Annotated in this window: 12 protein-coding genes; 5 read left to right on the forward strand and 7 right to left on the reverse strand. The window is 58.9% G+C overall.

The window, feature by feature from the left end:
- Window positions 1-538: 538 nt before the first annotated feature.
- The 4 genes from AC1L6K_RS19940 to AC1L6K_RS19955 all read right to left on the reverse strand — a co-directional run bounded on the left by AC1L6K_RS19940 (window position 539) and on the right by AC1L6K_RS19955 (window position 5,759).
- Window positions 539-2,131 (reverse strand): long-chain fatty acid--CoA ligase, encoded by a 1,593-nt coding sequence (locus tag AC1L6K_RS19940; protein WP_480950558.1) that lies wholly within the window; start codon window positions 2,129-2,131, stop codon window positions 539-541.
- A gap of 38 nt (window positions 2,132-2,169) precedes the next feature.
- Window positions 2,170-3,567, reverse strand: a complete 1,398-nt coding sequence (locus tag AC1L6K_RS19945) for an MFS transporter (RefSeq protein WP_480950559.1) — start codon at window positions 3,565-3,567, stop codon at window positions 2,170-2,172.
- 72 nt (window positions 3,568-3,639) lie between these two features.
- Window positions 3,640-4,839, reverse strand: a complete 1,200-nt coding sequence (locus AC1L6K_RS19950) for an acetyl-CoA C-acyltransferase (RefSeq protein ID WP_480950560.1) — start codon at window positions 4,837-4,839, stop codon at window positions 3,640-3,642.
- Window positions 4,836-5,759: an SDR family NAD(P)-dependent oxidoreductase gene (locus tag AC1L6K_RS19955; protein WP_480950561.1), complete on the reverse strand. Its 924-nt coding sequence runs from the start codon at window positions 5,757-5,759 to the stop codon at window positions 4,836-4,838. The genes AC1L6K_RS19950 and AC1L6K_RS19955 overlap by 4 nt, the downstream gene beginning before the upstream one ends.
- Before the next feature lie 151 nt (window positions 5,760-5,910).
- Between AC1L6K_RS19955 and AC1L6K_RS19960 the strand changes: the two genes are divergently transcribed.
- The 3 genes from AC1L6K_RS19960 to AC1L6K_RS19970 all read left to right on the forward strand — a co-directional run bounded on the left by AC1L6K_RS19960 (window position 5,911) and on the right by AC1L6K_RS19970 (window position 8,888).
- Window positions 5,911-6,534, forward strand: coding sequence for a TetR/AcrR family transcriptional regulator (locus tag AC1L6K_RS19960; protein WP_480950562.1), 624 nt, complete (start codon window positions 5,911-5,913; stop codon window positions 6,532-6,534).
- 428 nt (window positions 6,535-6,962) lie between these two features.
- Window positions 6,963-7,829 (forward strand): peptidylprolyl isomerase, encoded by an 867-nt coding sequence (locus tag AC1L6K_RS19965; protein WP_480950563.1) that lies wholly within the window; start codon window positions 6,963-6,965, stop codon window positions 7,827-7,829.
- Between the two features lie 372 nt (window positions 7,830-8,201).
- Complete coding sequence (locus AC1L6K_RS19970; RefSeq protein ID WP_480950564.1) at window positions 8,202-8,888, forward strand: hypothetical protein; 687 nt, start codon at window positions 8,202-8,204, stop codon at window positions 8,886-8,888.
- Window positions 8,889-9,013: 125 nt separating this feature from the next.
- Here the strand turns inward: AC1L6K_RS19970 and AC1L6K_RS19975 are convergent, their stop codons facing one another.
- The 3 genes from AC1L6K_RS19975 to AC1L6K_RS19985 all read right to left on the reverse strand — a co-directional run bounded on the left by AC1L6K_RS19975 (window position 9,014) and on the right by AC1L6K_RS19985 (window position 11,067).
- Window positions 9,014-9,571 carry a hypothetical protein gene (locus AC1L6K_RS19975; RefSeq protein WP_480950565.1) on the reverse strand — a complete coding sequence of 186 codons (558 nt, stop codon included), beginning with the start codon at window positions 9,569-9,571 and terminating at the stop codon, window positions 9,014-9,016.
- Between the two features lie 175 nt (window positions 9,572-9,746).
- Window positions 9,747-10,058 (reverse strand): hypothetical protein, encoded by a 312-nt coding sequence (locus AC1L6K_RS19980; protein ID WP_480950566.1) that lies wholly within the window; start codon window positions 10,056-10,058, stop codon window positions 9,747-9,749.
- 73 nt (window positions 10,059-10,131) lie between these two features.
- A complete protein-coding gene (locus AC1L6K_RS19985) occupies window positions 10,132-11,067 on the reverse strand; it encodes an IclR family transcriptional regulator (protein WP_480950567.1) in 936 nt (311 codons plus the stop codon).
- Here AC1L6K_RS19985 and AC1L6K_RS19990 point away from each other — a divergent pair.
- Together AC1L6K_RS19990 and AC1L6K_RS19995 are read left to right on the forward strand one after the other, a co-directional pair.
- Entirely contained in the window at window positions 10,995-12,008 is a 1,014-nt protein-coding gene (locus AC1L6K_RS19990; protein ID WP_480950568.1) for a 2-dehydro-3-deoxygalactonokinase, read from the forward strand. The genes AC1L6K_RS19985 and AC1L6K_RS19990 overlap by 73 nt on opposite strands.
- Window positions 12,009-12,017: 9 nt before the next feature.
- Window positions 12,018-12,635 carry a 2-dehydro-3-deoxy-6-phosphogalactonate aldolase gene (locus tag AC1L6K_RS19995; RefSeq protein ID WP_480950569.1) on the forward strand — a complete coding sequence of 206 codons (618 nt, stop codon included), beginning with the start codon at window positions 12,018-12,020 and terminating at the stop codon, window positions 12,633-12,635.
- The last annotated feature ends 20 nt before the right edge of the window (window positions 12,636-12,655 follow it).

The following is a 12,655-nucleotide window of genomic DNA, read 5'->3' on the forward strand; positions in this document are numbered from 1 at the left end:
TAGCCACCGTTGCGTCTTCAAAAATATGAGTTCTGTATGACGTGGTGGGAACTTCCACCAGACTACTGAACGGCCCTGAGTCTGGCACGTCAACCACCAATACTGCAGTTCACATTTTACTCTTAATTCATGTCGATCTACCTGCAAGGCCTGGCATTCACGAAACGAAGTCTAGATCCGACACGAGCGATCGCTCAGTGACTCGTCTCGCGGACAAAACCTCGCGGACAAAACGTTGACGAGGTCAGTGGCAGTGCCCAAGCTCCTATAAGGTCATGCCTACTTGACCGCGACCTAATACAAGGCGTCCGTCGAGCAGACTGTTCAGTTTTTAGGACAAGCTCCACAAAGAGCCTAAGGGCTGTCAGTCTCAGATGGGGTCATGTCCGACGAAACAATTAATACCAGTATCAACGTCCCTGATTCTGGGCCCAAGTCAGAGACTAGCGAAAGATCAAGGGCACAGCAGGACGGGACATGTAGGGCGCTTACAGCGCTTGCACGTGCCTTGCCCGCAGGGCAGATCATGCCAGAATGATCAGACCAATCCTGAAGCGACCCATGCCTCGGTATCCCGCAGAACCTTTTTGGAGATTTTTCCGGTGGGCGTCTTAGGGATATCATCCGTGAAAAGGACATCCTCGGGGATCCACCACTTTGCCACCTTTTCGCGGAGGTGGGTGCGCAGCGCAGCATCGGTAAGGCTGGTGTTCGGTCGGGCTACGACGAAGGCGACGGGGCGTTCACCCCATTGGTCGTCGGGCCTTCCGATCACCGCTGCCTCTGAAACGTCCGGGTGGCTCATGATGGCGTTTTCCAACTCGACAGATCCGATCCACTCTCCCCCGGATTTGATCAGGTCCTTGAGTCGGTCCACCACGTGAACGCAGCCGTCGGGGTCGATGACTCCAACGTCACCGGTGCGTAGCCAGCCGTCTTCAGTGAAGGAGTCCGCCCCGTCGCAGGAGCCGAAGTATCCGGCTGCGATGGTTGGCCCCGCCACCTGGAGTTCCCCATTTTCTTTTCCATTATGCAAGGCTATGGTGCCATCCGGGCGGGCGAGCCTAATCTTGATCAACGGGTTGGGGTATCCCGGTGCACATATTGCGCTGAGGCTCTGCTGATCGATGTCCTTAAGGTTTTGCCCGGCAATCGTGGCGGCACGGGCGGTGGTCAACGTTGGGCTGGCCTCGGTCATGCCCCAGGTTCCCACGACCGGCACGCCGGTACTCTCCAAATATTGTCGGGAAAGTTCAACCGGCAGGGGCCCGCCACCGTTCGCAAGCCGGCGAAGGCTGGATAGATCACGTCCGTGTAGATGCGGCAGCAGGCTGCGCCATACGGTGGTGACTGCAGCCGAGACGGTTACCTTCTCGCGCTCGATCATCTCGGCTAATCTTTCGGGGTCTGAAACTCTCCCCGGTAAGACCAGCGACGATCCGCTCAGGGCCACAGCGTAGGGCAGGCCCCACGCGTTCGCGTGGAACATCGGAACAATCGGCATCACCACGTCGGTGTGGACGAGCGCAAAAGAGTCGGCGAACAAGTGGGACATGGCGTGCAGAATAATCGAACGGTGGTCATACAGCACCCCCTTGGGGCGACCCGTGGTGCCCGAAGTGTAACAAAGTGCGGCAGCCGCCCGCTCGTCGAGCGGATCGAAGCTTTCTGCTGCCTGGGCCTCGTCTAGGAGGTCTTCGTAACGCAGGATGCGCGGATCCGACGGAACCTGGATTTCCGGTACATCGTCAATCACGACGATGTGGCGTACCGTGGGCAGCCGTTCGGCCAGTGGCCACAGGACATCGAGCAATGAACGATCGACGAAGATGACGTCGTCCTGTGCGTCATTGATGATGTATTCGATATCGCCCGGGGCCAGGCGGTGGTTGATCGTGTGCAGCACGCGCCCGGAGCTGGGAATTCCAAAGTACAGTTCCAAATGCGACTGGCTGTTCCAACCTAGGGTGGCCACCCGTGCAGCGGCAGGAACCCGAAGGGTATTCAATGCAGCGGCGAGCAGTCTCGCCCGGCGCCCCACCTCACCGTAGGTGGATTCCCTGCGTTGTTGGTAGGGGCCGGTCACCACGGACTTTGAGGCGAATGACCCTTCGAGCTTCTCGACCAGCAAGATGGTGGTCAGCGGGTGATCCTGCATGAGTCCGAGCATCATCGGCCTTCCGTTAGCGGAATATCCATGGACTGCTCACGTGCCAGAGCATCATCCGATACCGGATCTTGAATATCTTGCTCACCTTTAAGCTGCCGTTTCCGATCTTCGCTCCGAAGCGCTCGGGCCAGGAATGGAACTAGTGCCATGGAGATGGCTGAGACTGCAATGACTATCACGAAGCCGGTGGCCGGGTCGCCGGTCTTAGTCTCCGCGATGCCGAAGAGGTATGGTCCTACAAACCCTCCGATGAGTCCGATGGTATTGATGAAGGCCAGTCCCGCAGCGGCGACCACGCCGGACATCCGGGCCATGGCTACCGACCAGAACAGCGGCAGGGTGCCGAAGATAAAAATTGCGCCAATCAGGATAAGCAGCACCCGGATGACTGCAGAATCAGTGAGCATATAGGCCGCCGCGGTCAGCAACGTGCCAAGGGCCATTGCGCCCAACCAAGCGGCTTCACGCTGCGACCCGCGAAATAGCCGTGGCATGACCAGCACACCGATTGTTGCACCGATGCCCACCGAACCGGAGATCAGACCGATCATGAATGGGGTGGAGACGTTCATGCTCTCAATGATGGAGGGGATGTTGAACACCAGGCCGACGCTGCTGATTTGGTTGAGGAAGTAGACGAAGGCGAGAAGGACAATGAAGGGGCGTCCAAAAGCCTTGCCCAGATTGCCGCGGATGTGCCTGTCGCTCTCGTCCGGGACTCCGGCATGCGAGATCATGCTGGACGACTCTTCGGTGGTCAACCATTTAGCATCTGACGGGCTTGATGGCAGCTTGAACCACAGCAGCACGCCAATAGCCATGGTGATCAGGCCTTCAACAATGAACATCCACTGCCATCCGTGAAGACCGGCAATGTCATCCATTTCCATTAGTGCCCCGCCCAGCGGGCCGCCAATGATCAGGGCGATAGTCGGCGCCAAGTAGATGTAGCCCATGACGCTGGCGCGCTGATGTTGCGCAAACCAGACGGTGACCATGTAGGCCATCGCAGGGAACAGGCCGGCTTCGGCCGCACCGAGGATGAAGCGGAGGATGTAGAAGGAGTACTCGCCCTGGACGAACATCATCAAGACGGTGACCGCGCCCCAAGTCAGTGCGATGCGAGTGATCCACGCCCGCGGGCCGACCTTGTACATGATCAGGTTGCTCGGTATTTCAAGGAACGCGTAGCTGATAAAGAAGATACCTGCACCGAGCCCGTAGGCTGCCGCGCTGAGCCCAATGTCGGTCTCGAATTGCGTCTTGGCCATCGACACGTTGGTTCGGTCGATGTAGGACATGAAATAAATAAGGCACAGCAAGGGGATGAGCTTAAGCATCGTCTTACGCGTTGCCCGAGCATGCACGGGGTCAGTGCGGACTGCTGGAGTAGTCATGGTTCCTTGATCCTTCTACTAAAAGTGGAAAATGTGGAATCTAAGCGAAAGAGGATCACCGTTTGGTGGAGATCAGAAAATTTCGAAGAGTGCGGCGGCGCCCATGCCGCCTCCTACACACATAGTCACCACGCCGTAACGTGCACCGCGTCTGCGACCTTCTAGCAACAGGTGCCCGGTCAACCGGGAACCTGTCATCCCATAGGGGTGGCCAACGGCGATGGCACCGCCGTTGACATTGAACTTGTCCGGGTCGATGCCAAGCCGGTCGCGGCAATAGATGGCTTGGGAGGCGAAAGCCTCGTTGAGCTCCCACAAGTCAATGTCGTCTATGGCCAAGCCGTGGCGAGCCAGCAATTTTGGTACCGCGTAAACGGGCCCAATGCCCATTTCGCCTGGCTCACAACCGGCTACCGCCATGCCACGGTAGGCGCCCAAGGCATCGATTCCTCGCCGTTGAGCTTCAGCGGCTTCCATCAGCACGGCGGCCGAGGCCCCGTCGGAGAGTTGCGATGCGTTGCCTGCGGTGATCGTCGCTTGTTCCGAGGCTTGCCCATTGTTGAGCACGGGGGACAACTTAGCCAAAGCCTCGAGCGTGGTACCGGGACGGTTTCCCTCATCCATGGCAAATATGTTGCTCGGACCAGTTCCTGCTGTACCGCGCTGATCGGCGGAGTCGTCGTCCAGCGCGAACGGCAGGATTTCGTTCTCAAAGTACCCGCGCTGCTGAGCGGCAGCAGTACGTTGCTGCGAGGTGAGCGCGTAGGCGTCCTGCGCCTCCCTGCTGACCCCGTATTTCTCGGCCACGATTTCCGCGGTCTCAAGCATTGAGAGGTAAATGGAGGGGCGCCGTTCTTTTAGCCAAGAATCCTGCGCCAGGTAGCGATTCTGATGTTCATTTTGGACCAAGGAAATTGACTCGACTCCGCCGCCCACTGCGATGGACATCTCGTCGGTGATGATCTGCTTGGCCGCGGTGGCAATGGACATTAGCCCGGAGGCGCATTGCCTATCGATACTCATCGCCGGCACGGTGACCGGAAGGCCGGCGCGTAAAACTGCCTGGCGGGCGGTATTGAAACCGGTGGTGCCTTCCTGCATGGCGCAACCGAGAATGACGTCTTCTACCTCGGCACCATCAACGCCTGCCTTGGCCAACGCTCCGGTAATTGCATGCGCCGCCAAATGAGGGCCTGTGGTCTTGCTCAGCGAACCCTTGAAGGCGCGGCCTATGGGTGTTCGGGCCGTTGCGACGACTACCGCTTCCCTCACAGCAAGGCCCCCAGGGATTCACTGACGTTTTCGACCTTCGCGATATACCGGCGGGTCTGTTCAAAGGCGCTCTCGGTACGCACAGTGCTGGACATGTCGCTGATGCGCTCCCACTGTTCGGCTACATCTTCGGCCGAGAGATTCTCGACGGGCAGGAAGACCCCTGCGGATTCTTCCATTCGGGCCGTGGCAAAGACGCCCGCGCCAGCTGCCAAAATTGTCTTGGTCGGGGCCTGCGGTGAAACCATGAATACCGCACCGGGGGAGACATGCTCTGGTGCCAGCATCGCCAAGTCTTCGGGCTCAAGAAGTCCTGCGGTCATTTGTGTTGCGGCGGTTGGCGCCAACGCGTTCACTCGGACATTCTTACTCTCGCCTTCGATGGCCAACACGTTCATAAGCCCGATCACGGCAGACTTGGCCGTGCCGTAATTTGCCTGTCCAAAGTTGCCGTAAATCCCCGAGGCGGAGGTCGTCATGAGAATACGCCCGTAGCCCTGCCGAAGCATATGCGGCCAGGCCGCGTGCGAGCAGTTGACCGAACCCATGACGTGGACTTCCAAGACCTTGCGGAAATCCGCCAGGCTTGATTTGCCGAAAGACTTGTCTCGAAGGATCCCCGCATTATTGATGAGGATGTCCAGTCGTCCAAATTCACTTATGATGCGCTCAACCATGTCCTGGACCGCAGTTTCATCCGAAACATCGCAGAGGGCCAAAGCCGCACGACCACCGGACGCCTCGATCTCGGCGACGACCAACGCTGCAGCTGCGGGCTGTGTGGATTCGGTCGAAGCCGGATCCACGTCGTTCACGATGACGGTTGCGCCGTGTTTTGCAAGTTCCAGAGCATGCGCACGTCCTAGACCAGTTCCCGCTCCGGTCACCAGTGCGACTTGTCGTTCAAGGTTTATGACCATGTGGGTGCTCCTCAATTGGCAGTCATACTACTCAGTATTTTTTCATACTACTCGGTATTATCGTAATGAAGATCACATGGATGTCAAGCGGAGTCACGATGGATACGTAGGGTGAGAGTGTGATGATGTTTTGAGCGGCGACGGAGGATCAATGACAAAAAGCCCTGAAATAGACACGAGTATCCACGAGCGCATTCTCGATGCGGCCGCGGCGGCCTTTACCCGAAGAGGCTTCGACAAGACGACCATGGATGACATTGCGAAGTCAGTCGGCGCCACCAAGGGGCTGATCTACTATCATTTTCCCTCGAAGTTCGACATCTATCTCGGTGGTTATGAACTTGGCATGAGCAAGGTGAAGCAAGCAGTTGAGCCGATGGCCGATGCGGGCAGAAACGGGCTCGAGTGTCTTCGGCAGATGGGGATCGCCCATGTGCGGAACCTGATGACCAATCCCAAATACCATCACCTCATCCATCAAGGCGTGCGTGACCAGGCCTCTGAATCCATGACGATGCGCCAGCGCGAGTCCCTTTTGGATCTGAATCAGCTTCGTAAGGAATATGAGCTCATGTTCCGTCGAGCCATCGAAGCAGGCATCAATGACGGATCGCTCCGGGTGGTTGAGCCTGCACTGGCCACGAGGGTCCTGCTGAGCAGCTTGAACGCAGTCGATATGTGGTATCGCGAAACAGAAGATCAGACGGCGGAAAACATTCAGACTATGGCAGAGGACGTCGTCGATCTCATCACTGGCGGGATCCAAGCTCACTGAGCCCCACCTTACGGCGATCGGGAATTCGAGCTTTCGTTGCTCCGAAGCGGCGGGGGTGACGCGATGTCGGGCTAGGAACTACCGGTCACCGACGGTCAGAATGAGTCTCTAAGGAATTCGGGCGGAACAGCGTATCTCAAAGCCCTCCCCCACAGCAAAGCAGCTCACCTTCCCAACGCCCTCACTTGCATATACATTGCCCAATACTCCCACCTCGCGTCTCCACCACACGCCCCTGACAAGCCCACATGTTTCTCCGACCGGTGAGCTATGAACAGAGGGCGAGAATGACAGGAACGTGGCTGCCCTCCGGAATGGCTACCATCGGGGTGGAGAGCCACCGTAGCCGTAACTTCACAGAGTCAAGCTGCCTTTGGCCTACTATTGTGCCCAGCATGCCACCCACCCGAGAGCAGGGCAGAAATACCATGTCTGGTGCAGTCCCACCCAACAGAACAAACACCTTGGCCATAGTCTCCTTCGTGTCGTCCTTCTTCGTCTCGGTCGCAGGTATTGTGATCGGGCACATGGCCCTAAAACAGATAAAGAACAGCCATGAAGGAGGCAGAGGGTTGGCGATCGCAGGACTGGTCATAGGCTATGTTTCCGCAGCAGCCACCGTAGTCGGCGCCATTGTTTTGGCTGTCGCGCTGATGTCACTGAATGCCCTTGCCACAGCCCCCAGCGGTCCTACCGCTGAAGAGGCTTCCACTACGGAAGCCTATGATCTGCTCGATCAGCCAGATGCCACCTCTCCCGAACCCCGAGTGGAGGCTCCCTCCCCTGAACTCAGCGGCAACAGGGACTGGGTGGGGACCATCAGCGTGAACGGCAATGTCCTGGATGTAACTCTCCATGGGCAGAAGGCCCCTCAAGGTGTCGCGGTATTTGTCTCCCTGGCCGACCAAGGTTTTTATGACGGGACGTCATGTCACCGGCTTACTACTGGAGGGTTCGACGTGCTGCAGTGTGGCGACCCCTCAGGCACCGGCAGCGGCGGTCCGGACTATAGATTCGGGCCCATCGAGAACGCCCCAGCTGACAACATCTACCGACGTGGCGACATTGCGTTGGCTCGAGTTGCCGATGAACCAAACAGTATGGGGAGCCAGTTTTTCATCATGTATGGGGACACTGAGATTCCGAGCGATTCTGTAGGCGGGTACACGGTAGTCGGACATATAACTAGCGGTCTAGAAGCCGTTGACAAGATCGCTGCAGGCGGCGTCATCGGGGGCGGTACCGATGGAAAGCCTGCATTGCCGGCCAGTATCGAAAGTATTTCCGCGAAGTAGCAGTACTCTCCATGTCAGCCCTGGCCTGAGCACTTTCGGCCTCGGTTCTACTTGGACGAATCTTTCACTAACCACTCATCTCTAAGCCAAACAATCCGCTCTCCAAAATGGCTGAGCGGGTTGTTTCGTCGCCTGGCAACGCGGTCATGAGGAAGGCGCCTTCCAGCGCCACAGCCAGGGACGCTGGCCAGTTTTTCGGTTGAGATCTCCGAATAACTCTCCCGCAATCACAACGTTGCGGGAGCCGAATCGAAATATGCGACCGTAGGCTACCCCAGAGCTTGGGTGAAGCATTCTGACTCCGCCTCTTGACCGCCGCAGACCCCTTCTCATGTTATTTGTCGCCTATCTCGGCGATAATCAATATCTAGCTTGCTTCGGGGACGCAACCGCACTGGATATCCCGACGCTATTTCCGGACTTTTGGCCGACGTTCGTGTGCTATTCTCCTTTTTTATGGAGCCAATTAAAAAGTGTGTTTTGGGCTTTGGTACAGCATTGCTGCTGGCCATGAGCCTAGTGGGTTGCAGCAGCGAAGTTCCTGCAACCAATGACGCCGTCCCCGCCCCGAAGGTTTCTGAGACGCCTACGGCCCAGACCCGAGAATGGTCGGTGGGGGTCAAAGATTGGCAAAGCAGCGGGTGCAGCGGAAAGGTGACCTTCACCGCCGCCGGAGAGTGGGCCTCGGCGCAAAACGAGCTTGTGCGTGCTGGGGAAGTGAAATTGGGCGCAATTTGCCATAGCGATCTGCCAGCATTTCAGAAGATACTTTTACAAGATTTAGAGGATCCGGCACTGCGAGATTCAGCACGCAAGTCGCTTGAATCCGGTGACCCTCTTCAAGCGTTCATGACGTCGTACTTCGTGAGCGGCGATTGCCAAGATCTTCCACGTGTAACCATCTCTGGACAACCGGGGCTAATCTGCGAGTACGACCATTATGTACAGGCCGTTACTAGCGTCAATGACACTATGGTTTTGATACATGCGGAAACAGCAGACGGCGTCACGCCAGAAATAAAGTCAATCGTGTCGTCAGCCTCGATTTCATTGGACTGACTGACCGACTTCCTTTTGCTCTTCAATACAGGCCGCCCACCGGTACACCCACAACAAGCGGCCCGCCACTCTTCACGAGCAGCGGGCCGGTTGTCCGAAGCGAAACGCCGCCTAGGCGATAGGCGTCAAGACTTGATGCAGGTGGAGTCGTATGTGTCGGTGATTTTGAGGCCTCGCTGGCCCAGGACCTGGATGCGGGTGGTTGCTGCTTCTGATTCCGGATCGTCGGCTTTTGCAGGCATGTGAACATCGACTGGCTCGATGGCGAAATCGACTGTCTCGGGAACATTCTCGATAACCTGGTCACCGAGTGGCGTGCCGATAGTCATGGTGCGCCCGTCAATCTTCCAAGTGCCTTCTGCGGTGAACTCGGCGTCATCCCAGATGGCGGTGTAGGTGCCGTCCTCGCGGACGTCCAGCTGGATATCATCGATGTCCATATACGAGTTAGAAAGCTCAGGAAAAGTGACCGAGGCCTCTACAAATTGGTTCTGGGCGCGGCAATCCCACTTGCCTGGCAAGAACGCGGCGAAAGAGTTTGCAGCAACAGTCTCAACAACCTGGGCTGCAGGGGCCTCTTGAACCTTGGCGTCTGCCTGCGGGCTCGCACCTTGCGAGCATCCTGAGAGGGCGAGAATTCCCACCAAAGCTGCCGCCGTCATATGTCGCTTCTTCAATTGCATCCCCATAGTTTTATGTTCGAGTCCCCAGGACTGAGTTCCAGGGGCAATGTGTGTTCCCATGCATAATAGCCCACCGAACACGCCTATCGATGCGCCACGACAAAGCCCGTCTCTCAGTGTGAGAGACGGGTTTTTTGCTGGGTGGTTAAAACGCCGGGAGTGCCTCGCGGGCCTCTCAACAGGACAGGCCGCCCACCCGGCCGGCCAGCGCCGAATCCTGGTTGCGCACGAAGTGCGCGACGGCCGCCCAGATGTACGCTGTTTCCTCGCCCTCGTCGTCTTCATCAACTTCGCCCGGGCCAGTCATTTCGACCGCAATGTTCATCAACCACTGGGCGTCAGAGCGATAGGCATAGCTCGTCTTGAATTTGTAGGCTGCATAGCCAGCAGCCATCAGTTCTTCGGCGGTGTAGCTCTTGTTTGCGGCAGTTCCGGGGGTTTGGGTCTTGGTGTTCAAGCAGTCCTCCTGGACGGTCAACGGGGACATGATCGCCGGATTTTTCCGGCTTGTACTACCTCATGCATAGTCAATGGGATCCCCTTGCTCAGCACCCGAAGGATTAGCGTGCCGATCTATAGCCCATCTCACCCGAAATGGCTGCCGCAACCTGTTGGACCAGCGGGAGGAGCTCGCGCATGCGGTCCGCAGGCATGTAAGGGGCAGTCGCCGAAACACTGATGGCAGCCACAATGCCCCCTGAGGCGTCGCGGACTGGGGCCGCCACACAGCGGATTCCGGGCTCATTTTCCTCCATGTCGTACGAGTATCCGCCCTTGCGGTAGTGATTCATGCGCGCGACGAAGTCCCCCTCGGCCGTAGCGCCCGCCTTACGGGCCGCGGGTGAGGCTGCCGTCATATCTACCGGGGCTTCCGCACGCCAACGCTCCACCCATCCAGCTGCATCGTCGTCCACCAAGAGCGCCTTACCGATTCCAGTGCGCGTCAGAGGCATACGCAGACCGACTCGTGAACGCATCTCCGCGCCACGCTGGCCAGGGATCTTCATCAGGTAGAGCACCGCCCCGTACTCACGAACGGCCAAGTGTACGGTGTCTAGCACTCGGGCAGCGAGGCCCTCCAAATGCTGACCTGCGACCGTGGTCAACGGGTTGGAGGAGAGGGCGCCGAATCCAAGTTCGATCAGAGTGGGGCCCAGACCTAGCCCCACCGGCGTCTCTCGCAAGTAGCCCTCGCTCTTCAGCGCCTGCAGTAGGCGGTGAACCGTACTACGGGGCAGTCCCGTTGCACGCTGGAGCTCCGGAGCCTCCTTCAAGCCGTCAGCCACGAGGCGCACGAGTGACAAACCATTCAATAACGTCTGAGCACCCTTCGGCGCATCATTGGACCTCGTCGTCAATTCCATACGTCCCACTATATGGGTAATAGTTGAACAATGTGGGACGTGAGGCCTAGTTTCGTTACATGCATCACAACAATTCGCCTGGACAGCCTGCCCTCGTGGCCATCGACTGGGGCACTTCCTCCCTACGTGCATGGTCGCTCGATCACGAAGGCTCTGTTCTGTCTCTGACGACGTCCCGCGACGGCCTGCGTGCTGTCGGAGCCTTCGCCACGGCCTCGCGAATAGAAGCCGCACAGGCGTTCGCCCAGACCTTGGCCGCGCTCTCCGACAGGCTGGGAGCGCCCGGAGTGCCCGCGCTGGCCTGTGGCATGGTGGGCGCTGACGGCGGCTGGACAACGGCTGGGCGTCTCGATCTTCCGATCCGAGCAACAGCTGGGGCCTTCGAGCCGACAACGGTTCCGGATGCATCTCCCACGGTCGACATCGTTCCCGGGTTAAGGACCGCCCCGGATGCGGCGGGCTCGTGTGATGTCCTCCGGGGTGAGGAGACGCAGGTAATCGGGGCTCTTGCCCGCCTAGGCGACCCCGCCAATGTAACCCTCATTCTTCCCGGAACGCACACCAAGTGGCTGCGCGTGGCGGACGGCGAGATCGTCGACTTCGCAACAGTCATGACTGGCGAGCTGCACGCGGCATTGTTGGACGCGACAATCCTGGGTGATCCGGCTCGGCGCGCCACTGCGGCTGGAGCACCCGACACGACGCCGAACACCGAAGCGTTCGACGCCGGCGTTGCACATTCGCTTTCCAACCCCGGTCAACCATTCGCCGCCCGCCTTTTCAGTGCCCGCACCCGATACCTCTCTGGCGAGCTCCCACCTGCCTACATCTCGTCTTACCTGTCTGGTCTGCTCATCGGCGACGAGACTGCCGCAATGCTCGCGGGCACCCTCGCTCCCGGCGCCCTGGTTGCCTTGTGCGCCGACGGCCCTCTGGGCGACCTTTACCAGCGGGCCCTGTCCACCCAGGGCATTCTGGTACCGCTTCTGGAGGACACCGCCCTCGACGGATTGCGCGTCGTAGCCCGCGCCTGGGGACTTCTCCCTACTGCCCCCTCCACCACCTCCAATTAAGGACCTCCCATGTATTCCTCCCCCACTGGACTCATCGCCATCCTGCGCGGCCTCACCCCCGAGGAGGCCCCCGAAATCGGCCGCGCGCTTTATGGCGCCGGCATCCGCACCCTTGAGGTTCCTCTCAATTCCCCTGAGCCGCTCGAGTCCATCCGCATATTGCGCGAGGATCTGCCTGACGATGCCCGGGTCGGCGCTGGTACGGTCCTGACCCGCGCGCAGGTGGCCGACGTGGCGGCGGCGGGCGGCCAACTGACCGTCTCCCCAAACGCCAACGCCGACGTCATCGCGGCCGCGACCACCCTGGGCCTGGCCAGCTACCCGGGTGTAGCCACTCCCACGGAGGCTTTCGCCGCGCTCCAGATCGGCGCAACCGCGCTGAAGATCTTCCCTTCAGAGACTGTGGGGATCACCGGGATGAAGGCCTGGTCTTCGGTCCTTCCCGCCGGAACGCAACTGCTACCCGTCGGCGGCGTCGACGACAAAACTCTTACGTCATGGCTGCAGGCTGGCGCTGCGGGAGCGGGTATCGGTTCCTGGTTGTACAAACCGGGCCGCACCATCGAGGAGGTTGCCTCGCGTGCTGCCTCGCTCGTGGCAGCGTGGAATTCTCACCAGGCCATGTAAGTCTCCGCCGCCGGTGCCGG

Source organism: Specibacter sp. BI4 (assembly GCF_056680095.1).

What these genes read in the sequence shown, in the direction of transcription:
- AC1L6K_RS19945 (WP_480950559.1), bottom strand. Translation starts at nt 3,567, where the DNA reads ATGACTACTCCAGCAGTCCGCACTGACCCCGTGCATGCTCGGGCAACG.
- AC1L6K_RS19955 (WP_480950561.1), bottom strand. Translation starts at nt 5,759, where the DNA reads ATGGTCATAAACCTTGAACGACAAGTCGCACTGGTGACCGGAGCGGGA.
- AC1L6K_RS19960 (WP_480950562.1), top strand. Translation starts at nt 5,911, where the DNA reads ATGACAAAAAGCCCTGAAATAGACACGAGTATCCACGAGCGCATTCTC.
- AC1L6K_RS19965 (WP_480950563.1), top strand. Translation starts at nt 6,963, where the DNA reads ATGTCTGGTGCAGTCCCACCCAACAGAACAAACACCTTGGCCATAGTC.
- AC1L6K_RS19975 (WP_480950565.1), bottom strand. Translation starts at nt 9,571, where the DNA reads ATGCAATTGAAGAAGCGACATATGACGGCGGCAGCTTTGGTGGGAATT.
- AC1L6K_RS19980 (WP_480950566.1), bottom strand. Translation starts at nt 10,058, where the DNA reads ATGTCCCCGTTGACCGTCCAGGAGGACTGCTTGAACACCAAGACCCAA.
- AC1L6K_RS19990 (WP_480950568.1), top strand. Translation starts at nt 10,995, where the DNA reads ATGCATCACAACAATTCGCCTGGACAGCCTGCCCTCGTGGCCATCGAC.
- AC1L6K_RS19985 (WP_480950567.1), bottom strand. Translation starts at nt 11,067, where the DNA reads ATGCACGTAGGGAGGAAGTGCCCCAGTCGATGGCCACGAGGGCAGGCT.
- AC1L6K_RS19995 (WP_480950569.1), top strand. Translation starts at nt 12,018, where the DNA reads ATGTATTCCTCCCCCACTGGACTCATCGCCATCCTGCGCGGCCTCACC.